The organism is Shewanella violacea DSS12, assembly GCF_000091325.1.
GTDB lineage: Bacteria > Pseudomonadota > Gammaproteobacteria > Enterobacterales > Shewanellaceae > Shewanella > Shewanella violacea.
Genome location: NC_014012.1, coordinates 2,697,594 through 2,718,161, shown reverse-complemented (window position 1 = coordinate 2,718,161; position 20,568 = coordinate 2,697,594). Strand labels below are relative to the sequence as shown.

Genomic DNA, 20,568 nt, shown 5'->3' with positions numbered 1-20,568 from the left:
CCTATGGCAAATTTAGAGCCGACTTCGTCGGCTTTAAAGCCTGTTGTTTGGTCAATAGCAGGCTCTGACAGTGGTGGCGGCGCAGGTATTCAGGCGGATCTAGCCACCATGAATGATCTCGCTTGTCATGCTTGCACTGTGATCACGACGTTAACGGCCCAGAGCTCGGTCGCTGTCAATTTGGTTGAGCCGGTATCCGATGAGATGCTGCTGGCTCAACTCGATACCTTGCTACAAGACTTGCCACCCAAAGCGATAAAGATAGGTTTATTGGCAAATCAGCGGCAGATAGATCTCTTGAGTCGTTGGCTCGCCTTGGATCTTCCCGACCACAACAAGCGCAATGGCACAGAGGTCGCGGTTATCTTAGATCCTGTCATGATAGCCAGCTGTGGTGACAGGCTAGATGGAGACGATACTCGTCTCGATTTTACGCCATTTAAGGGCCTGCTCACACTGATCACCCCAAATGCTCTTGAGCTGGGTGAGCTGGTGGGACAAACCTTAACTGACATGTCCCAGTATCATCAGGCGGCCAAAGACTTGTCGTTATCACTAGATACCAATGTGTTGGCTAAAGGCGGGGATAAAGGTCCCGCTTGGCGCTCTGATTTGGCTCAAGATATCTTTGTCTGTACTCGCGCCGCGGCGTGCTCCGAAATACATCAGCAAGCTAGTTTTTTGTTATCGAGTCAACGTATTGCGTCGAACAATAATCACGGTACCGGATGCACCTTAAGCTCGGCCATTGCCAGTGTGATGGCCTCAGGTTTTGTACTTCATGATGCTATTGTGGTGGCTAAGGCTTATGTTAGTGCCGGAATAAAGCACAGTTATCGTGTGGGTGATGGACCTGGTCCATTAGCGCGCACCGGATGGCCTAAAGAGCTCAGTGCTTTTCCGAAAATTTCAAGCTTAGACGATGGACCTTCTCTTCCTCGGGGGATCAAGTTTAAGGCCATAGACGAAAGGTTAGGCCTCTATCCTGTTGTGTCTGAGTTGTCACTGTTAGAAACCTTGCTCAGAGCCGGGGCTAAAACGATTCAACTTAGGATTAAGGATGAGAATGATCCTCACCTTGAAGATAAAATAGCCCAGGCTATAGTTCTAGGCCGGGATTATCAGGCTAAAGTCTTTATCAATGATTATTGGGAGTTGGCGCTCAAACATAATGCCTATGGTGTACATCTTGGTCAGGAAGACCTCTATGATGCGGATCTTAAGCGTATTGCTGATGCACAAATGGCCTTGGGTATTTCAAGCCATAGCTATTTTGAGCTCTTACTCGCATCGCAAATAACGCCTTCCTATATCGCACTGGGTCATATCTTTCCTACGACGACTAAGGAGATGCCTTCAGCGCCTCAGGGCCTGATGAAACTGCAGCATTATGTGGACCTGTTTAAGGGACATTATCCCTTGGTGGCGATTGGTGGCATAAATGCCAGCCGTATCCCTAAGGTTAAGACAACAGGAGTAGACGATATTGCCGTGGTGAGAGCCCTGAGTGAATCAGAGCAACCTGGCGCCACCTATAGAGCCTTATCCTCTGCCTGGGAGCAAGCCAATGTCGTTGAGTAATTCCGAATTTCTGCGCTATTCCAGGCAAATTTTATTGCCAGATGTGGGTGAGATAGGTCAGATAAACCTGTTGCAGGCCCATGTTGCCATCGTTGGTATCGGCGGTTTAGGTCATCTGGTTGCTCAGTATCTGGCGGCGGCCGGTGTGGGTCACCTGACACTGATTGATGATGACAAGATTGAGTTATCAAATTTGCCAAGGCAACTGCTTTTTAGTGATAAGGATATCGGTGAGTATAAATCCAAGACCGCGGCGCATAAGTTATCCAATGCTTACTCGGCCTGTGATTTACACGCAGTTACCGATAAATTAGCCGAACATAATCGCTTAGACTTGCTGGAGCACATGGACCTAGTGTTCGATTGCACCGATGATTTTAGCACTCGTCATTTGATCAACTTAACATGTCTTCAAGCCAAGGTTCCATTAATAACCGCCTCGGTGGCCAACTTCAATGGTCAGCTGTTTATGCTTGATATGGAGTCTTGTCCTGATTCTGGCTGTTATGCATGTCTGTTTCCCGAAGATTCTCTTGTGAGTCAGACTTGTCAGAGCATTGGAGTCTTGGGCCCTATGGTTGGGGTTATGGCATCCATGCAGGCCTTGCTTGGGATGAATATACTCTTGGGGGTGCCTGTGCCTCAAGGGAGATTATTCAGATTCGATGGCCGAGCAATGCAGTGGCGTGAGTCGGCACTGAGTCGTGATAGTGATTGTCATGTATGTGGTGGCTTAATGGCACAGTCCAGAACTGAATCCCAAATACCTGATTTAACCGTGATCTCTAGTGGGGCTAATCAATGACACAAAATAAACCAGAACATACTGCCAGCGAAACCTTAATTAACATTATGCTCAATGATGAGCATATTTCTGTATCCAGTGACTCGAATATATCAGGATTACTCCAGCAGCAAGGTATTGCTGCAAATTCTGTGGCGCTGGTGCGTAATGGCACAGTATTGCCAAAATCACGCTGGAAAGAGACCTTGTGTCGTACTGGCGATCAATTTGAAGTATTTGCCCTAGTGGCGGGAGGGTAAGATGTTAAAGATTGCCGATCACCAATTTTCATCCAGACTGTTTACCGGTACGGGAAAATTTTCAACATCAGCGCTTATGTTAGAGGCTATCACGTGTTCCGGCTCCGAACTTGTGACCATGGCGATGAAGCGACTCGATTTGAAAACCGGTAGCGACGATATCTTAGCGCCCTTGTTAAGCAGTGGGGTAAAGCTCTTGCCTAATACCTCAGGGGCTAGAAACGCCAAGGAGGCCGTTTTCGCTGCCGAACTGGCCAGAGAAATTTTGGATACGAACTGGATAAAACTTGAGATCCACCCGGATCCTAAATATCTGATGCCGGACCCTATCGAGACCCTAGAAGCGGCTAAAATCCTCTGTGACAAAGGCTTTGTCGTCTTGCCCTATGTTCATGCCGATCCGGTATTATGCCGTCGACTCGAAGAGGTTGGCTGCGCCGGCGTGATGCCATTAGGCAGCCCTATCGGCTCAAATCAGGGCTTAGTGACTGAAACCTTTTTGAAAATGATCATTGAACAGGCCAGAGTGCCAGTGATCGTGGATGCCGGTATTGGCGCACCTTCACAGGCAACGCGTGCCATGGAACTTGGCGCCGATGCAGTTCTAGTTAACACTGCCATCGCCAGTAGTCGAGATCCAGTTGCCATGGGTCGCTGTTTCGCCGCAGCCGTACAGACTGGCAGGGATGCCTATCTCGCCGGCTTAGGTCATGTGCTCTCGGTGGCGAGTGAAACCAGTCCATTGACGGGATTTCTTAATGATTAAATGTCAGTTTAACGGGATATGCCCATGAGTTTTTTATCCTATCTTCAGGGGATCTCTCGGGAGAAGTTGAAATTAGCACTCTATTCGGCCACGAGTCTTGATGTGGAACGTGCACTCAATTCCGCTGAAGGGGATCTCAATAGCCTATTAGCTTTGTTATCGCCCGCGGCAGAACCTTATATCGAACAGATGGCTCAGCAGTCTGTTCGGCTGACAAGGCAGAGATTCGGCGCCAATATAGGGATGTTTTTACCTCTTTACCTGTCGAATTTATGTGCTAACGAGTGTGATTATTGTGGTTTTAGCATGAGTAATAAGCTAAAACGCAAGACATTAAATAGCCCAGAGCTCGAAGCCGAGATGGCGGTGATCAAACAGCTTGGCTATGACTCCATTCTGCTAGTCTCCGGAGAGCATGAGACCAAAGTTGGTATAGATTACTTCAAGCAGGTTTTACCTCAGGTTAAGAAACAGTTCAGCTACTTAGCCATGGAAGTTCAGCCATTGGCCGAGCATGAGTACAGTGAGCTGGTGGGTTTAGGCCTAGATGCCGTCATGGTCTATCAAGAGACTTATAATCCCCAGACCTACGCCAAGCATCACACCCGGGGTAAGAAAAAGGATTTCGCCTATCGACTCGATACACCTGAGCGCGTTGCTAAAGCCGGGGTTGATAAGATAGGGCTTGGGGTCCTGTTAGGACTGGATGACTGGCGTCTCGATGCACTCTTGCTAGGTCATCATCTTGCCTATCTAGAGTCTAAGTATTGGCGCAGCCGTTACAGCGTGTCATTGCCTAGGTTGAGGCCTTGTACCGGTGGGATATCCCCTAAGGTTGAGTTGACCGATAAAGGATTAGTGCAACTTATCTGTGCATTTAGACTGTTTAATCAGCAGTTGGATATTAGTTTGTCGACGCGGGAATCACCAGAATTCAGAGATAACCTGTTTTCACTTGGAATAACCAATGTAAGCGCCGGTAGCTCGACTCAGCCTGGCGGTTATGTTAAGCCAGATACTGAGTTAGATCAGTTTGAGATCAGTGACGATAGGACACCTGCTCAGGTGAGCCATGCGATGAAGCAAAGGGGATTAAATCCTGTGTGGAAAGATTGGGAGTCGGCTTGGGTAGCAGGTTAGGTCAATCTTTTGGACACACATGAGTCACGGATTATTAGCTATAAACAATGTGACCTTAAGGCCGCATTGTTTATGGCTGGCCTAAGGCTTTGAAAAATAGCTCAAGAAGCCAACTATGGTGTTTAACCCAATCTATATAACTTCAGGCACTATAGTTTACCTGTACTTTTACCTAGCTCTGATTAATAATTGAACTAACACCAAGTAAATGTTGGAGCTAAAGGTATGCAAATCCCTCCTAGTAATGTATCGGGTCTGGCTGGCTTACAAAGCGCACAGTCTGGACTGACTCAAGCGACTATCGATGTCGCTAAGCCTGCCAGTGCAGATCTTAAAACAGATGAAGCAAGGCCTGTTGAAGAAGCCGATCAAACTCAAGCCCTTGTCTCAGCTATGGAATCTGAGCTCCAAGGCGAAGCCGCTGTGGAAGTAATTGAAGCATCGTCAGAAACCTTAGGTACCATTATTAACCTAGAGGTATAGTTATTATGTTAGGGGTGAGGTCTTCACCTGCTATTGAGGTTGGACCGAGAGCATCGTCGATATCCTATTCGGCGAATTCTGCAGAGAAAGGTTCAATGCCAAGCGCGATGTTGACTGCCCAAATTTCAACATCGCTTCCAGATAAAGTCAGCCCAGTTAACCCAAAACCTGCCAGTTCAAATGTGGGCTTAGTTAAAACTGCTAGCCTAGATTCATCGAATATTGTCGATTTAAGCCGTGGACCATCAAATTTAGCCATAGAAGTTAAGTCGGCTTTGGTTTCGCAATCCATCTCCAGAGCAAGTGATACTTACCTAATTGGCAATTTATCCGGCTCAAACCCAAGCCAGTCAAGTTTTAGCCTTAATTTAGGTCCATTGACGGTGAGTGGTTTAGTCAGATCCACAGAGCAAGCTACAGAGCTAGCTCCTAGGTTCAGCTCCCACAGTCTTGTTAGCGATCCTCAGCCTAATATCAAGCCATTGGATAAATCTCATACCAATAATGAGCAAGGGCCTCAGGCTGAGTATAATACGCGGGATAGGGGGATTGATATCCATGGGGGCCAAGCTGAAGGTAAGAGAGATTTTTCTCCCCCTGGGGCGGATGAAGAGAAGAGGGAGTCGATATTCACGCCTTTTGAAGCCGTTGAGCAAGGTGATGGGGAAGATGCTCCCGATGGACAGAGCGCAGATGCTAAGAGACAAGTCATAGCGCAACTGGAACAGCAACTGCTTCAAGAGTTGTCGACTCGAGATGCAGAAGTTAAAGCCCACGAACAAGCTCACTCTACTGTGGGGGGGGATCTGGCACAGAGTCCACAATTTAGTTATGAAAAAGGCAGTGATGGCCGTCGTTATGCGGTTGATGGCGAAGTTCGAATTGATATTGCCGTAGTAGAGGGGGATCCTCTTGCCACTGTCAGCAAGATGAAAAAGGTCTATGCGGCGGCGATGGCCCCGACCAATCCTTCCATGGCCGATATTCGCGTGGCATCCCAGGCGCTAAAAAAATTGAATGATGCTAAGGCTCAACTCGTCGATGTGCGTCAGGAAAAGCCCCTTAGCTTGGATGAGATGGCACTACTAATCGATGCTCAGAGTGCGAGTCGAGGTGTGGTTATTCCTGAGCCACATAAGCCACAAGTTTTTGGTGAAGTAGATGAGAATGGGGTTATCTCATCTTCATTGGTGGATTCGCCTTCATCTTTGGACGATGTTTTTATTGTGTCTCCCTTAATTGAGCTGATTAACGAACAGATCCCTTCAACGAGTGATACAAGTACTGATACAAGCTCAGAGCCTGCCCCAGTTGAACTGCCGACCGGCAGCTTATCTTTTGGGGCCGAACGCATAGCTAAACACTATGCTGCCAATAGCTTCTCAGTCGATGCTAACGCTGATTTGTTATATATGGATAAAGATGTGTTGAATGCTAGTCACACACAAGGTGTGAGTATTAACGCGCTGGTATAAGCGCGAATATTGATCATTATTTAGCTATATCATTAGATGCTCTGTGCTTGTCGACGATGATTTTCTCTAATAACTCAGAGGCGGGTCCCTGAACATCTCGGTTGGGTATCACCAGACTCATCATCACTCTTCTATGGCTATTTCCCTTTAAATTGAGCTGGCACAAGTGTCCTTGAGAGAGCAAGGAGTCCACCAAGTGTTTTGGGATCCAACAAAAACCTATGTTTCTATTTAAAATAGCTAATGCTTCGTGAAAGTTGGATACGGTCCATCTCTGTTCTGCTTTCAACCAACCTATATCCATATGGGTCGCATTCCCCGTATCTTTAATGACTATTTGCAGGTGTTGGGCCAAGGTTTTATCGTCTTCAATATTCGGATCCTGTGCCAGTACATGTTGAGGATGACAAACCAGTAAAAAATCGAGTTCACACAGAGGTTCTGAGATATAGCCCTTAGGAGGAAGGCCAGCACATATGGCGATATCCACGGTTTGGCTGTTAATCAGATCATGTGTCCCGCTGATCACTGAATCTATGATGGTGATACGAGTCCCCCGGCTCAGAGGCTGAAACGTTGCCAGAGCATCGACTAATCTATCCATAGGGTAGATGATCTCTCTTGCTATGGTCAGTTTAGGCTCCCAACCTTTTTCTAAATTGTTGGCGAGTAACTCAAGTTCAGCCACTGATTGAGTAATATGCCTGGAACGTCTTAATAAGACTTCACCTTGTTCGGTCAAATAGGCTTTACGTCCTCTGACTTCGAGCAATTGGATGCCTAATTGTGATTGAAGCTTAGCGACGGCATGATTAAGCGATGATTGACTCTTACTTAGGGCGGCGGCAGCTTGAGCGTAGCCACCGAAATCAATTACGGCTTGTAATATTCGCCATTGCTCTAAGGTTGATTTAGCTCTATCCATGTTGAATCTGACCTAAGGTGCTATTGATAAATCCCATTGAAATAAACATGGCCTGAGTGTATTCAGGCCATTGCCATTACTTGTTAACCGATACCAGTTTAGGCATGTATTTCTCGGTCGCCTTGAGTTCGGTGAAGTAGGGTCCCTTATGCAGCTTCTGTGGCCAATTGAGTAACATCATGGCCAAGACATTTCTGTGTTCACCTTGGGCTAAGTCAGAATTGCCCATAGGTGAACGAATAAACTGCACGTCTGCATCGAAGGCATTGACAATATGGGCCTGAGTCTTGGCTACCACAGGATTGTCAGACTGTCCGGCTAGGTGGAAGCTTATTCCCACTTCGGCAATGATATCGTCGGTGGCATCTTCTAAGATCCGATCGATATTGGCTTCAAAATAGTCCAAAATCCAGGCAAACTCTATTGGATCGACATCGTGCTGATAGTATTCACTCGCAGCAAAGATGAAGTGAGTGAGGCCGTATAACTTGTTCTGAAACTGTTTCTTATCGAGTTCGCTATCCTTGTTATTGGGATAAACTTCAATGAAGGCCTGTTTGTACTCCTTGATATAGTCTCCAACCCCTAACTGTTTAGCCCAGTATACATAGTTAATTAATTGCGCCGCCCAGGTCTTGATCATGGCTTTATCGGTAAGCCCTGTCTTTAAGTCAGTCTTCTTTAACGCAGTGAGCAATTTATCATTACAGGGACCCCTTAAGCCAAACTCATGAATACGGCTCGAAAATCTGAGTAATACATCTGTGTAAAATATAAAATCAGGAAAGGGGGCTAATGCCTGTTTTCTGGCCTTAGCTCTGGGGCCTTTACCCAGTAAAGATATGGCTTTTTCTGCCTCGGAGGTGATAAATCCTGGATTATCGAGAGAGCAGGCATAGAAGGCTTGAGATTCGGTGACGGCATAGAGGTCGACAAGTGCTGCATTGGCATACTTCTCGTCCCCCGTCATGCGGTAGAGACGGATCCCGTAATGGCCCTGCACGCGAGGAGGCAGTTGGTAAAGGTGCTGTTCGAGATTATTCTTTATGCCTTGATACACTTTATCGCTTTGAGTCAGACTTGCATCTTTTACTGTGCTTGCTGCAGTCAGACTAAATAGGGCAAGTGAAAGTGCGCTCAATTTGAGAAAGTTTTTCTTGGTAAGAAAAGTCATCTTGTATCCTTTTAATGAGAGATAGAGCATCGACAGGCTCTCCTAGCAATATCTTAAGCCTTTGATTTAATGTATTTGAATCTTCATTTACCACCAAGGTATCGTATATGCTGTGCTGATTTTCACAGTGCTTTGTCACTTGATAGAGGTATTGAGACAGTGAAGCTTGCCAAAGCTCTTGATAATACAGAGGACCAATGGTGACAATAGCGTAAAAGTTATAGGGATAATCTTCAGGGGGGCTCCAGTCACCGGCGAATGACGCTTTAAATTCATCTTCGAGGCTCTTATAGGGTTTCAGGCCAGTAGCAGAATAAAAATCTAATGCGACTTTAGCCCTGAACACTTTAAGCTGCTTAGCAAAATGACTAATCGTACTTTCGCGAGTTTGCTTAGCTAAGGGCTGGATAAGACCTTCGGCTAGATATAAGGCTAGCCAATCCTCTCCAATATTACTGGTATCGAGAGTCTCACCTATGGTGTTGACCAAATAGTAATGACTGCTGCCTGTTAAAGCAGAAAGAGCAGTGGCGTATGCACTAACCAGGTCTTGCTTGTCTTTTCTATGATTAAGCTGCTGCTTCATAGACAGTTGAATTTGACCGAACTGACGCCCTAAAACCGGCGCTCTTAAAATATGTATCTTGCTTCGTTTGGCTGGCTCTCTAAATATATCCCCTAACAGTCTACCTTGATACCAGACTCTATGGATATTTTGTGTCACCGTCTCAAAACCAAACCCTAATACTTCGGCCCTTGTCTGTATCTTTTTGACTAACTCTAGGCCAGTCATTTTTTTGGTGAGCATGCTGTTAGATTGAGCAAGTTGATGACCCAGTTTCCAGGGCGCCGTAGGGGCTAGTTTTGTTTGGCTATCGAGAAATGTTTTGACTAATTCAGGTGTTGATAGAAACTGCTTCGCCAGAGAGAAACTGGCATAGTCAGGAAATCCTTTGTCATGTGCCTGAAGGGTCTTTAATTGTAAGACCCGTTGGAGTGCCGGTCGGTTTTTATCTTTTGCTCGCCCTTGGTAGGCTTGCCAGACACGTTTTTGACAGACGGGATCATCTTGTTTTATTAAATAGGCTGCAATGCTGAGGTTAAAAGCATTGTTAGCTTGGGGAGCTGGTGATTGCCTATTTTCATTGTTGCTGCCGACTTTAGCCGATACAGGAATATTATTAACCTGGGCTAATTGACAATCTTGCCCCATAAACTCTAATGTCAGCTTCTGGGTTCTTAAGCCTTGTTTAATACTGGCTTGAGCCGTGTGCAGTTGTGATTTTTTAGCTAAAGAGAGATGTTCCGTCTCTAGTGTATCTAGCCTATTTAACAGTTGGGTGAGTTCTTTATTTTCGCCAGCATGGGCTAATTTATCGGTGAATTGTGCAAACCAGGGCGAGTCCAACGTCTCTGCCATCATATCGGCCAAGTGAAGCTGACATTGAAGCAGACCTTCCTGATAGAGGGGAGGTAGGGGATAGCTTCGATAATATTGCAATCTGTCTTTGATATTAAACAGGCTTATCAGGGAGGCTTCAAGGGAGTGACTCTGTTTGATAAGAGCCTCATCCGTAAGGGTTATTGCAGTATCGTTTAGGTTTTCGGCCTGAGAGTCTTGGGCAAACACCTTGACAGGCGGTAGCAGCTGCAAGCATTGCTCGACAAGTAAAGGCACAGGAGAAACGGCGGCCTTAACCGCCGTACTCAATATAAGGCTAGAGCTGAGCGCTATGACAAAAATGCTTTTTAGCATATTCAACACGTTCATCCACCGTCATATTATGATTACCTAGCTTGTCCACATTATCTAGATAGGGCAAGATCCCACGGTTATTAGCAATTTGTATGGCAAGACCGGGACGGGCATTGAGCTCAAGCAGCAAGGGTCCCTTGTCTCTATCTAGCACCATATCTGTGCCTAAATAGCCCATCTCACTCATTTCATAGGCTTTAGACGCTGTGTGGAGTAAGAAATCCCAGTGTGGAACCTCTATATCGATAAGCTTCTTATTGGTATCCGGATGAAATTCTATGGGTTGATCGAACTGTACCGCATGCAAGCCTTTACCCGTACCGATATCGACGCCAACGCCTACGGCTCCCTGATGCAAGTTAGCCTTGCCATCGGATGCCGCAGTCGACAAACGCAACATACCCATGACGGGGAAGCCTTTGTAAACGATAAGGCGAATATCTGGCACCCCTTCATAGGAGTAACCATCGAAAACAGGATCGAATTGGATAAGCCCTTCAACAATAGCCACATCGGGATTACCGCCCAAAGAAAACAAGCCACTAAGTACATTCGATACATGGCGATATACATCGGAAGGCGTGACTTCTTGACCGTTAGGTTTGTAGTAACGACCGGCTTCTACCTTAGTGATCACTAAGATGCCTTTTCCGCCTGAGCCTTTCGATGGCTTGATAACGAAGCCATCTTCTGCGGCTACCATAGCCGGGATACTCTCTATCTCATGTTGCTCCCGTACTACACCTATAAGGGAAGGCACGGCGATGTTATTTTCTAAAGCCAGTTGTTTGGTCGTGAGCTTATCATCGACACGCTTGTAGAATTTACGCGGATTACAACGACCAATATAGTCGATGTTACGCTTATTCATGCAAAGAACGCCATTGTTGCGCAGAGCCGATGGCCAGGCAAATGAGAACTTCATGGTTATTCTCCAGCCAAGGGCTTAAAGCGCCTAAGTTCGAGTAAACGGTAACCGGTATATTGTCCCATAAGTAGCACGATAGCTAAGATGACTAAATGGATCCCCAAGAAGTTAAATACCCAGTGCTGTATCCAAGGCGCGCTCATGGCCAGATAAGCCAGAGTCGCTACGAATAAACTACCACCGCCTTGTAAAACCACTTCCTTAGGGCCTTCCTCTTCCCATAGAATCGACATTCTTTCAATGGTCCAAGCAAGAATGATCATAGGGAAGAAGGTGATGGTTAATCCTTCACTGAGTCCAAATTTATATGACAGTAAGGTGAACAGGCCTATGATACCGATAACCACAATGATCACCGCGGATATTCGGGAAATCAGCAGAAGATTGAGTTGTGATAGATAGGAGCGGATCATCAAGCCAAAAGCGACAATAAGAATAAAACCTATGAGGCCGGTTAACAGGGTGGTTTGAATGAATGCTAAGGCAATCAAGACTGGCATGAAAGTGCCTGAAGTCTTAAGTCCGACTATGACACGAAGGAATACCACCATTAACACGCCGATGGGGATCAACAAGATGCCTTTAAACAGGCTCTGCTCTTCAAGAGGCAGTTGATATAAAGAGAAATCGAGGGCGCCTTGATTGTTCATCACATCAAGAGCCGTTGCCAGTGCAGAGCGGGTATCCTGAAGCATTGAGAAATTCACTTGAGAATTGGTCCCACCGATAACATCTAGGGTCGATTTTCCTGATCTATCCCATAGAAGCAAGTTGTCAGGACGACCTTGGGTACCATCGCTAGGATTAAAAAGGTGCCACTCGCCATCATTATAGACTTCTACAAAGTTGGTCAATTGTTGTCTGCGTCGCTGATCTTCAAGGTACAAACCGCTGACTTCTTGAGCCGGCACACCCTTGTTGTTGAGCATATGAACAAAAAGCTTGCTAGGAGAATTGCTGCTTAACAGTAATTCGATATTTTGGCTTCTTTCATCGGCGTTGAAGGCTTTGTTAAGCTGGCTCGCGAAAGAAAGATTAGTGGCGCTCTTGGCCCAGACTTCTTCGATGGCTTGTTCTGCTGCTACCTTCTCTGTTTCCGGCCAAGTATAAGTATCGGCAATCTTTGGCTCTTCTATCGCCTTAATTTTGGTGATCCCTGTGGGGATAATGGTGACTTTATAATAAAGGTTTTGCTGGCCAGTAGCCGAACGAATCGACCAGTTTGCTCGTTTGTTCTGCGGATCACCTGTAATGGACAGTCCATAGCCTGGAGAGCTGGGATTCTCAACTAAGATTTCAAATGCCGGATCGCTTGGCAGTGAGAATGAAACTTCAGCAGGTTTTCCAGTGGCTTTAAATTGGACTTTAGCCTCGACGGTCCAGCTTTGCACTTGCTTACCGGGTAAGAAGGGAACATTGTGTTCAATACCACGAAAAATACTGCTTGCTATACCTACAATGAACAGTAAGGCAACCAATATGTAAAAGGGTTTCTTAGAATGCATTAACTCTATTCCTATTTATTTATGACTGCGAGAGTCAGATTTTTTTCCATGGATAAATGTTTGACCCACATCGACAACAGCAATATCTTGCATAAACTTACGGCCTAATAAGAGAGGGAAATCCAGATGGCTACGATCGACTAAGTTAAGATCGGTCTCAGCCTTATATTTACCAATCTGCAAATGCGCATGGATAACCGGGCGGCGGTCACTCTTTTGGTCGGCTTCTTGCTTGATATGGACGAAACGTTCGACTCTTGACTCGAAGGTTTCTGCCGGGGCATCGCTGCCTTGAGTGAGAACATCGAAACGAACCCATTGCTTACCATCACGCTCAAAGAGGATGATATTGCGGGCATCAAGTGATGAGGACTCGGCTCCTGTGTCTATACGTGTTTCAAAACTTGTTTTAATTTCTTCGATATAGACATTTTCAGTCGCACCCAGTAGGAACTTGTCACCCAAGGGGGAGGATGGACATTCCTGCGCAACCGGAATGATGTTCTCTTTGGGCTCAAGCTTGAGTTGAGCTATCTGTATCTCCAGAGCGGTAAGCTGTGTGGATAACACTTTATAGCTTGCAGCTTGTGCCTGAGTATTTTCATCTATGGCAGTAACTAGATCAGTTTGTATGACAGCAACGAGATCGGCTTGTTGTTTCGCTAAGCTGGTTTCTAATGCTGCAGCATCAATGGGTTGTAAATGTTTTTCGGTTGTAGTTGTCGACGCGCAACCGGCTAAGGTTGTAATTGCAGCGATACAGAATATCTGCTTTAACATAGTGCTTCCCATTACTATTGTGTTTATTTCGGTGGTCCGTTCTCGAGCTTTATATAGCGTGAAACTATATAGGCCTAGATCACTTACATTAAATCTTTATTAGGCTGATTTTTCGTGGCGATAAATGTTGCTCGCTTTGGCGCTGGATAACCTTCAATCGTCAGATCGATATTGGTTGGATCCAGGTAATCCACTAAGGATTCGTTGGGCATCCAATCGGTACTTCTCTGTTCGGCTAATGAGGTCACATCGATGTCGACACATCTTACATTGATAAAGTCTGCTTTCTTAAGCCAGGCTTCCAATGCGGCAGCTGAAGGCAGAAACCATACATTATTCATCTTGGCATATCTATCTTCAGGCACGAGAACTGTATTTTCATCACCATCGATAACCAATGTCTCTAAAACAAGTTCACCACCTGTTCGCAATTGATCTCTTAGTTGTAACAAATGATCGATAGGTGATCTGCGGTGGTAGAGTACCCCCATAGAAAAAACAGTATCGAAGGCGTCCACTGGGGGTAATTCCTCTATGCCCAGGGGCAATAAGTGAATTGGATGATGTTCTCCGGCTAATCTCTTGATGGCTTCGAATTGGCACAAGAAGAGGGTGGCAGGATCGATACCCACAACATGTTTGGCGCCTTCACCTAGCATTCGCCACATGTGATAACCACTGCCACAGCCTACATCGAGTATGGTTCGGTTATTTAAAGGTGATAGGTGAGGCAAGACGCGTTCCCATTTCCAGTCAGAACGCCATTCGGTATCTATGTTTATGCCATGGACAGAGAAAGGACCCTTGCGCCAAGGTTGAAAAATACGCAGTAAATTTTCGAGTTTCTCTTGTTCACCCGAGCTTAGCTGGCTACCTGAGCCTATGGTGACACTCTTCTTTAGATCTAAGGTGTCAGGCTCTGGATAGTGAAGCTTATTGAGGACCTTTTCCCATTTAGGCAAGGTGCCGTGTTTATGCTCTCTCTGCCATTGACCCAATATTGCAGGCAAGGTCTCTAACCAATGCTGCAGGCTTGAATCTGCGATCTGTTTGTAAAAGGAGCTGAAACTAATCACTTGCTTATCACCTTTTGAAGCTACTGAGTTGAAATTATAAACGAAATCTATCGTTATTCTTGGGTTCTAAGACTTAATGGCGACCATAGAGGCGAAATTGAAGCATTGAAACCATATATTGAAATGTTTGAAACCTTGTTGTTTTAGTCGATCTTGATGTTGTAACAAGGTATCTGGCTTCATCACATTTTCCAGAGAACTGCGCTTTTGGCTTATTTCCAGTTCGCTGTAGCCATTGGCTCGTTTAAAGTCGAGATGAAGGTCATATAAAAGTGTTTGTATCTCATCATCTTCAAAGTTTAATTTCTCTGAAAGGATCAGAATGCCACCAGGATTGAGTCCACGATAGATCTTACTCAAAAGCTCGTCTCTGTCAGCAGGAGCCAGAAACTGCATGGTGAAGTTAAGGATAACCATAGAAGCATTTTCTATCTTGATATCTCTGATATCACCACAGACTAAATCGACAGGCGTACTACTCACATAAGCCGTTAAATTTTCACGACAGCGTTCAATCATAGACTGGCTGTTGTCAACCGCTATGATACGACAATTACGGTTATCTATCTGACGTCGGACACTTAAGGTGGCCGCGCCTAGCGAGCAGCCCAGGTCATAGATATTGCTATCAGATGTAGCAAATCTTTGGGCGAAAGCGCCTAAGGTATTAATAATCTGGCTATACCCGGGCACTGATCGCCTAATCATGTCGTTAAACACGCCAGCCACTTTTTCATCAAACTGAAAGTCGCTTACATTTTCGCATGCCTGAGCATAGATATTATCTTGAGATGATGTCATTTGATTTTAGTCTGTAAATTCAACCTTTAATTATATCGAAATAACATCATATGCAGCAAGTCTAGTGCTGGATATTTCGGGTAAAGTTTTGTCTAATGGCTAATGAGTAACCATTTGATTACATTCTTTTTGCTTTTTGGATATAACTCTTGAAATATTTTACCTCTAGAATTGTTATTTTTGTGCTGATTTTATCTTCGGGGCCGCTTTGGTCTAATGAAGTTAAACCTCTTATCTCAGCCATGGGCGAAGCGCGCTATCCATATCAATTTGTCGATGTTCAAGGTGAGACTGATGCTATCTTGGTAGATACGTGCCGTGAGTGGCTTAAGCTGTCAATAACCAGCCCTCTAATAAGTGAAGTATCGCCTATTTTGGCTCCCTATAGTCCGTTTGGTATGCATCCATCACGGGACAAAATGATTCCGCTAATGGCGCTACTCACTACTAATTTTGATCAGTCCAAGCGACAAGTTAACAGTCAGTCTGAGCTCAAGCCCCCATCTGTGGACATCAAACAATCGGCAGAATTTAAGCAGGGGATAAGCATCATGCTTGTTTTCTTGATTCTGCTGACGCTCATCTGTGTGTGTAGATTCTTATTGGTAAAAGAGCGGTCAAAACGACGCCAACTTGAGAGTCAATTGAACAAGATGGCTAATTATGATCCTGTCACGGGTCTTGCCAACCGCAGCCTGTTAGATGACAGATTGAAGCAGGCGATGTTATTGCACAGTCGAGAGCAGGCTAGATTCGGCTTGCTTTGTATCGACATCGCAGGACTTAAATCTGTCTATAAAAAGAAGGGCCACAGTGTGGGTGATAAGCTGGTCACACTTGTGACTGAGGAGATGAGCACTTGTATACGCCGCTCTGATACCTTGGCGCGATTTGACAGTAATGAATTTGTGGTGATATTGCACAGAACTAAAGATCTGGATCTCATTTGTCAGGTTGCAGATACCATAATCAGTAATTTATCAAAATCCTTCCACTGTGATGGCTCAAAATTGAATGTTAAGACGAGTATTGGCATTGCAATGTTTCCTGCAGACGGCGACAATGCGGTAGAGTTACTCAAATTTGCTGATAAATTAATGTATCAAGCGAAACAAAGTGGTGGCAATTGCTATAAATCATCATGATAATGATTTTCACTCGAGATGAAATCAGCTGATTTCAGCAAAATATGATTGATCCTTAGCCGACTAGCGGCTAAGTGGTTTTGTAAGCGGCAATATTTTACTATAATGCCGCTTTGTGTTGATTAGAATATTCCTCAGCCTTAGGTTTGCGGATTAAAGGAAAGAGTTAGATGCGCAGTCAATATTGTGGAGACGTTAACAAGTCTCACGTTGGACAAGAAGTGACCCTAGTGGGTTGGGTAAATCGTAGCCGTGATCTAGGTGGAGTGGTTTTTCTCGACTTAAGAGACAGAGAAGGGATCGTACAGGTTGTATATGATCCGGATTTACCTGAAGTGTTCGACGTTGCCTGTAGCCTGCGCAGTGAGTTCTGTGTCCAAATAAAGGGCCTGGTCCGTGCTCGTCCAGATAGTCAGGTCAATAACCAAATGCGTACTGGTGAGATTGAGATTTTAGGTACAAGTTTAACTGTCCTGAACAGCTCTGCGCCTCTGCCTATTAACATGGACAAGAATCAGCACAACACGGAAGAGCAGCGACTTAAATACCGTTATCTTGATCTTCGTCGTCCTGAGATGGCTGAACGTATCATTTTCCGCGCTAAAGTCACCAGCGCCGTGCGTCGCTTTCTCGATGGTAATGGTTTCCTCGATATCGAAACGCCTATCTTGACCAAGGCAACGCCTGAAGGTGCACGAGATTATTTAGTGCCTAGTCGTACCTATAAGGGGCAGTTTTTCGCACTGCCTCAGTCTCCTCAGCTGTTCAAACAGTTGTTGATGATGTCGGGTTTCGATCGCTACTATCAAATCGTTAAGTGTTTCCGTGATGAAGACTTACGTGCCGATCGTCAGCCAGAATTCACCCAAATCGATATAGAAACCTCGTTTATGTCCTCTGCCCAGGTCATGGATAAAACTGAAGAGATGATGCGTAGTCTCTTTAAAGAGCTTCTCAATGTTGATCTCGGTGAGTTTCCTAAGATGACGTTTGCCGAAGCCATGCGCCGCTTCGGTTCCGACAAGCCAGATCTTCGTAATCCGTTAGAACTTATCGATGTTGCCGATCTACTGACCGACGTCGAGTTCAAGGTGTTCCAGGGACCCGCTACGGATCCAGAGGGACGCGTTGCGGTACTTTGTATCCCAGGTGGTGCCAAGTTATCTCGCAAACAACTAGACGAATACGCTAAGTATGCCACCATCTATGGTGCTAAAGGCCTAGCATGGATGAAGATTAATGATCTGGATAAAGGGCTAGAGGGGATTCAATCTCCTGTACTTAAGTTCCTTAGCGAAGATGTCGTAAAGGGTCTGCTTGAGCGCACCGATGCCAAGTCCGGTGATCTGATTTTATTCGGCGCAGATAAAGCAAACATAGTTTCCGAAGCGATGGGCGCACTGCGCATCAAAGCCGGTGAAGATTTTGACCTGCTAAAGGGCGATTGGAAACCACTATGGGTGGTTGACTTCCCTATGTTCGAACGTACATCAGATGGTGGCTTGCATGCCATGCACCATCCATTTACCGCGCCTAGCGGCATGACGCCGGAGCAACTCGAAGCCGACCCGATTTCAGCTATCTCAGATGCCTATGACATGGTATTAAATGGCTGTGAGCTTGGTGGTGGTTCGGTACGTATTCATAACAGTGAGATGCAAACCGCAGTCTTCCGTATTCTGGGTATCGAAGAGGAAGAGGCCAATGAGAAGTTTGGCTTCCTGCTAGAAGCATTGCGTTATGGTACACCACCTCATGCCGGTCTAGCCTTTGGTTTAGATAGAATCATCATGTTGATGACAGGTACTTCCTCAATTCGTGATGTGATGGCATTCCCTAAAACCACCACAGCGGCTTGTCCCTTGACCAATGCACCAGGATTCGCTAATCCTGAGCAACTCGTCGAGTTAGGCATTGACGTCATCAAGAGTGAAGAAGAAAAAGAAACACCAGAGTAATCAATGAACAGCCGGGGTAACCCGGCTTTTTATTCTCAGTTTGATTCAATTCTCATTTAGCGTACATCTATTCAAGTTCCATCCTCTTCATCCAGTAATTTATCCTCTTCGAAATCAGGAGCATTCACATGGCAGGTCACAGTAAGTGGGACAACATCAAGCATCGCAAGGCGGCGCAAGATGCCAAGCGAGGAAAGCTTTTTACCAAATTTATTCGTGAGTTAACCGTCGCTGCCCGTGAAGGTGGCTCAGATGCCGATTCTAACCCAAGATTACGCGCTGCTATCGATAAGTCACTGTCTAATAATATGACTCGCGATACTATCGAACGCGCCGTTAAACGTGGAGCCGGTGAGCTTGATGGTCAGGTACTAGAGACCATAATGTATGAAGGTTATGGACCCGGCGGCACGGCCGTCATGGTCGAAACTATGACGGACAATAAGAATCGCACCGTATCTGGCGTGCGTAATGCGTTCAGTAAATCCGGTGGTAACTTAGGTACAGACGGTTCGGTCTCATATCTGTTCGATAAAAAAGGCATCATATCTTATGGCGAAGGGACAGATGAAGATATCGTCATGGATGCGGCTTTAGAAGCGGGCGCCGATGATGTGGTCAGCCATGAAGATGGGGCCATAGATGTTTTTACTAGTCCCGAAGATTTTGGTGCAGTCAAAGATGCCTTAGATGCTGCGGGTCTAGAATCTGTCAACGCCGAGGTGACCATGGTGCCATCGACAAAAGCCAGTCTCGATGCTAGTACCGCGGCCAAATTCCTGCGTTTAATTGATAATCTTGAAGATCATGATGATGTGCAAGAGGTGTATCATAACGCCGAAATATCCGATGAAGTCATGGAGACACTAGAATAACCTATGTCAATAATACTCGGTATAGATCCCGGTTCAAGGATCACTGGCTATGGGGTGATCAAACGAAACGGTAGGCACCCTATCTACTTAGGAAGTGGTTGTATTCGGACTAGTTCTGATGATTTCGCCTATCGCCTTAAGCAAATTTTCGATGGGGTTTCCGAAATAATACGTCAGTACCAGCCCACAGAATTTGCGATTGAGCGTGTGTTTATGGCTAAAAATGCCGATTCAGCGCTTAAGTTAGGCCAAGCCAGAGGTGCGGCCATCGTTGCTGCGACCAATGTCGATCTTCCTGTTGGCGAATATTCCGCGACCCAAATAAAAAGTGCCGTAGTCGGCACGGGTAAGGCGCAAAAATCACAGGTTCAACACATGGTACAGCAAATTCTCAAACTGTCGGCTTCCCCACAAGCTGATGCCGCCGATGCATTAGGTGTCGCAATTTGTCATTTTCATACCAGTCAAAGCCTCTTGGCTCTCGGTGGCGTGGCAAGTAAAAGAACATATGGACGATATAGATGATAGGTCGATTACGCGGCTTGCTTATCGAGAAGCAAGCCCCAGAAATTTTGATAGAAGTGAGTGGCCTAGGATATGAAGTCCAGATGCCCCTCACTAGTTTTTATGAGCTTCCTGAGCTCAATCAAGAAGCGATTATCTACACCCACTTCGTGGTCCGTGAAGATGCTCAGCTTCTCTACGGATTTATCACCAAGCAGGAACGCGCGCTATTTCGTTTGTTGATCAAGACCAATGGTGTTGGGCCTAAGCTGGCATTAACCATCTTGTCGGGAATGACATCGGCCGAATTTGTTGCCTGTGTGGAACGCGATGATATCGCCACCTTAGTCAAGTTGCCTGGGGTCGGTAAGAAGACAGCCGAGCGACTCTTGATAGAGATGCGTGATAAGCTCAAGAGCCTGATGGAAGCCTCGGCAGGCTCCGAGCGAGAATTTATGCTCAAGACTAACTACACACCAACAAAAATAGTCAATACTGCCGAAGAAGATGCGATTGCCGTTTTGTTGGCCTTAGGCTATAAGTCCGCACAGGCTAGCAAGTCAGTATCAGCGGCTTATAAAGACGGCATGACTTCAGAGGAACTGATAAAGTCCTCACTCAAGTCGATGCTGTAGTAATAGTACCTGTATAA

Annotated in this window: 20 protein-coding genes; 12 read left to right on the top strand and 8 right to left on the bottom strand. The window is 45.7% G+C overall.

Annotated elements, in window-relative coordinates; genetic code table 11:
- Window positions 1-3 precede the first annotated feature (3 nt).
- The 7 genes from thiE to SVI_RS20740 all read left to right on the top strand — a co-directional run bounded on the left by thiE (window position 4) and on the right by SVI_RS20740 (window position 6,489).
- Entirely contained in the window at window positions 4-1,581 is a 1,578-nt protein-coding gene (gene thiE / locus SVI_RS11270) for a thiamine phosphate synthase (RefSeq protein ID WP_013051645.1), read from the top strand.
- Complete coding sequence (locus tag SVI_RS11265; protein ID WP_013051644.1) at window positions 1,568-2,386, top strand: HesA/MoeB/ThiF family protein; 819 nt, start codon at window positions 1,568-1,570, stop codon at window positions 2,384-2,386. Before thiE ends, SVI_RS11265 begins: the two co-directional genes overlap by 14 nt.
- Window positions 2,383-2,625, top strand: a complete 243-nt coding sequence (gene thiS / locus SVI_RS11260; RefSeq protein ID WP_013051643.1) for a sulfur carrier protein ThiS — start codon at window positions 2,383-2,385, stop codon at window positions 2,623-2,625. The genes SVI_RS11265 and thiS overlap by 4 nt, the downstream gene beginning before the upstream one ends.
- 1 nt (window position 2,626) lies before the next feature.
- Window positions 2,627-3,391 (top strand): thiazole synthase, encoded by a 765-nt coding sequence (locus SVI_RS11255; RefSeq protein WP_013051642.1) that lies wholly within the window; start codon window positions 2,627-2,629, stop codon window positions 3,389-3,391.
- A 24-nt stretch (window positions 3,392-3,415) separates the two neighbouring features.
- On the top strand, window positions 3,416-4,531 hold the full coding sequence (gene thiH, locus SVI_RS11250; protein ID WP_013051641.1) for a 2-iminoacetate synthase ThiH: 1,116 nt from the start codon (window positions 3,416-3,418) through the stop codon (window positions 4,529-4,531).
- A gap of 225 nt (window positions 4,532-4,756) precedes the next feature.
- Entirely contained in the window at window positions 4,757-5,014 is a 258-nt protein-coding gene (locus SVI_RS11245) for a hypothetical protein (protein WP_013051640.1), read from the top strand.
- A gap of 95 nt (window positions 5,015-5,109) precedes the next feature.
- The gene (locus tag SVI_RS20740; RefSeq protein ID WP_049791078.1) at window positions 5,110-6,489 is read left to right on the top strand and encodes a putative metalloprotease CJM1_0395 family protein; all 1,380 of its coding nucleotides are present in this window, start codon (window positions 5,110-5,112) and stop codon (window positions 6,487-6,489) included.
- 16 nt (window positions 6,490-6,505) lie between these two features.
- Here SVI_RS20740 and SVI_RS11235 read toward each other — a convergent pair whose 3' ends face one another.
- From SVI_RS11235 to cmoA, 8 genes are all read right to left on the bottom strand, one after another.
- Entirely contained in the window at window positions 6,506-7,414 is a 909-nt protein-coding gene (locus tag SVI_RS11235) for a LysR family transcriptional regulator (RefSeq protein ID WP_013051638.1), read from the bottom strand.
- Between the two features lie 76 nt (window positions 7,415-7,490).
- Complete coding sequence (locus tag SVI_RS11230) at window positions 7,491-8,588, bottom strand: DUF3541 domain-containing protein (RefSeq protein WP_041419889.1); 1,098 nt, start codon at window positions 8,586-8,588, stop codon at window positions 7,491-7,493.
- Window positions 8,527-10,344, bottom strand: a complete 1,818-nt coding sequence (locus tag SVI_RS11225; RefSeq protein ID WP_041419888.1) for a M2 family metallopeptidase — start codon at window positions 10,342-10,344, stop codon at window positions 8,527-8,529. The genes SVI_RS11230 and SVI_RS11225 overlap by 62 nt, the downstream gene beginning before the upstream one ends.
- Complete coding sequence (locus tag SVI_RS11220; protein WP_013051635.1) at window positions 10,307-11,269, bottom strand: alpha-L-glutamate ligase-like protein; 963 nt, start codon at window positions 11,267-11,269, stop codon at window positions 10,307-10,309. Before SVI_RS11220 ends, SVI_RS11225 begins: the two co-directional genes overlap by 38 nt.
- 2 nt (window positions 11,270-11,271) lie before the next feature.
- Window positions 11,272-12,777, bottom strand: a complete 1,506-nt coding sequence (locus SVI_RS11215) for an inactive transglutaminase family protein (protein WP_013051634.1) — start codon at window positions 12,775-12,777, stop codon at window positions 11,272-11,274.
- Window positions 12,778-12,792: 15 nt separating this feature from the next.
- Window positions 12,793-13,557, bottom strand: coding sequence for an ATP-dependent zinc protease family protein (locus SVI_RS11210; protein ID WP_013051633.1), 765 nt, complete (start codon window positions 13,555-13,557; stop codon window positions 12,793-12,795).
- 83 nt (window positions 13,558-13,640) lie between these two features.
- Complete coding sequence (cmoB, locus tag SVI_RS11205) at window positions 13,641-14,633, bottom strand: tRNA 5-methoxyuridine(34)/uridine 5-oxyacetic acid(34) synthase CmoB (protein ID WP_013051632.1); 993 nt, start codon at window positions 14,631-14,633, stop codon at window positions 13,641-13,643.
- Between the two features lie 66 nt (window positions 14,634-14,699).
- Entirely contained in the window at window positions 14,700-15,434 is a 735-nt protein-coding gene (gene cmoA, locus SVI_RS11200; RefSeq protein ID WP_013051631.1) for a carboxy-S-adenosyl-L-methionine synthase CmoA, read from the bottom strand.
- A gap of 149 nt (window positions 15,435-15,583) precedes the next feature.
- Between cmoA and SVI_RS11195 the strand changes: the two genes are divergently transcribed.
- The 5 genes from SVI_RS11195 (at window position 15,584) to ruvA (ending at window position 20,551) form a co-directional block, all read left to right on the top strand.
- Window positions 15,584-16,579 carry a GGDEF domain-containing protein gene (locus SVI_RS11195; protein ID WP_013051630.1) on the top strand — a complete coding sequence of 332 codons (996 nt, stop codon included), beginning with the start codon at window positions 15,584-15,586 and terminating at the stop codon, window positions 16,577-16,579.
- 170 nt (window positions 16,580-16,749) lie between these two features.
- Window positions 16,750-18,537, top strand: a complete 1,788-nt coding sequence (gene aspS, locus SVI_RS11190; protein ID WP_013051629.1) for an aspartate--tRNA ligase — start codon at window positions 16,750-16,752, stop codon at window positions 18,535-18,537.
- Window positions 18,538-18,665: 128 nt separating this feature from the next.
- Window positions 18,666-19,412, top strand: coding sequence for a YebC/PmpR family DNA-binding transcriptional regulator (locus tag SVI_RS11185; RefSeq protein WP_013051628.1), 747 nt, complete (start codon window positions 18,666-18,668; stop codon window positions 19,410-19,412).
- A gap of 3 nt (window positions 19,413-19,415) precedes the next feature.
- Window positions 19,416-19,937 (top strand): crossover junction endodeoxyribonuclease RuvC, encoded by a 522-nt coding sequence (gene ruvC / locus SVI_RS11180; protein ID WP_013051627.1) that lies wholly within the window; start codon window positions 19,416-19,418, stop codon window positions 19,935-19,937.
- The gene (ruvA, locus tag SVI_RS11175; RefSeq protein WP_013051626.1) at window positions 19,934-20,551 is read left to right on the top strand and encodes a Holliday junction branch migration protein RuvA; all 618 of its coding nucleotides are present in this window, start codon (window positions 19,934-19,936) and stop codon (window positions 20,549-20,551) included. Before ruvC ends, ruvA begins: the two co-directional genes overlap by 4 nt.
- Window positions 20,552-20,568 lie beyond the last annotated feature (17 nt).

What these genes read in the sequence shown, in the direction of transcription:
- thiE (WP_013051645.1), top strand. Translation starts at nt 4, where the DNA reads ATGGCAAATTTAGAGCCGACTTCGTCGGCTTTAAAGCCTGTTGTTTGG.
- SVI_RS11265 (WP_013051644.1), top strand. Translation starts at nt 1,568, where the DNA reads ATGTCGTTGAGTAATTCCGAATTTCTGCGCTATTCCAGGCAAATTTTA.
- thiS (WP_013051643.1), top strand. Translation starts at nt 2,383, where the DNA reads ATGACACAAAATAAACCAGAACATACTGCCAGCGAAACCTTAATTAAC.
- SVI_RS11255 (WP_013051642.1), top strand. Translation starts at nt 2,627, where the DNA reads ATGTTAAAGATTGCCGATCACCAATTTTCATCCAGACTGTTTACCGGT.
- thiH (WP_013051641.1), top strand. Translation starts at nt 3,416, where the DNA reads ATGAGTTTTTTATCCTATCTTCAGGGGATCTCTCGGGAGAAGTTGAAA.
- SVI_RS11245 (WP_013051640.1), top strand. Translation starts at nt 4,757, where the DNA reads ATGCAAATCCCTCCTAGTAATGTATCGGGTCTGGCTGGCTTACAAAGC.
- SVI_RS20740 (WP_049791078.1), top strand. Translation starts at nt 5,110, where the DNA reads ATGCCAAGCGCGATGTTGACTGCCCAAATTTCAACATCGCTTCCAGAT.
- SVI_RS11235 (WP_013051638.1), bottom strand. Translation starts at nt 7,414, where the DNA reads ATGGATAGAGCTAAATCAACCTTAGAGCAATGGCGAATATTACAAGCC.
- SVI_RS11230 (WP_041419889.1), bottom strand. Translation starts at nt 8,588, where the DNA reads ATGACTTTTCTTACCAAGAAAAACTTTCTCAAATTGAGCGCACTTTCA.
- SVI_RS11225 (WP_041419888.1), bottom strand. Translation starts at nt 10,344, where the DNA reads ATGCTAAAAAGCATTTTTGTCATAGCGCTCAGCTCTAGCCTTATATTG.
- SVI_RS11220 (WP_013051635.1), bottom strand. Translation starts at nt 11,269, where the DNA reads ATGAAGTTCTCATTTGCCTGGCCATCGGCTCTGCGCAACAATGGCGTT.
- SVI_RS11215 (WP_013051634.1), bottom strand. Translation starts at nt 12,777, where the DNA reads ATGCATTCTAAGAAACCCTTTTACATATTGGTTGCCTTACTGTTCATT.
- SVI_RS11210 (WP_013051633.1), bottom strand. Translation starts at nt 13,557, where the DNA reads ATGTTAAAGCAGATATTCTGTATCGCTGCAATTACAACCTTAGCCGGT.
- cmoA (WP_013051631.1), bottom strand. Translation starts at nt 15,434, where the DNA reads ATGACATCATCTCAAGATAATATCTATGCTCAGGCATGCGAAAATGTA.
- aspS (WP_013051629.1), top strand. Translation starts at nt 16,750, where the DNA reads ATGCGCAGTCAATATTGTGGAGACGTTAACAAGTCTCACGTTGGACAA.
- SVI_RS11185 (WP_013051628.1), top strand. Translation starts at nt 18,666, where the DNA reads ATGGCAGGTCACAGTAAGTGGGACAACATCAAGCATCGCAAGGCGGCG.
- ruvC (WP_013051627.1), top strand. Translation starts at nt 19,416, where the DNA reads ATGTCAATAATACTCGGTATAGATCCCGGTTCAAGGATCACTGGCTAT.
- ruvA (WP_013051626.1), top strand. Translation starts at nt 19,934, where the DNA reads ATGATAGGTCGATTACGCGGCTTGCTTATCGAGAAGCAAGCCCCAGAA.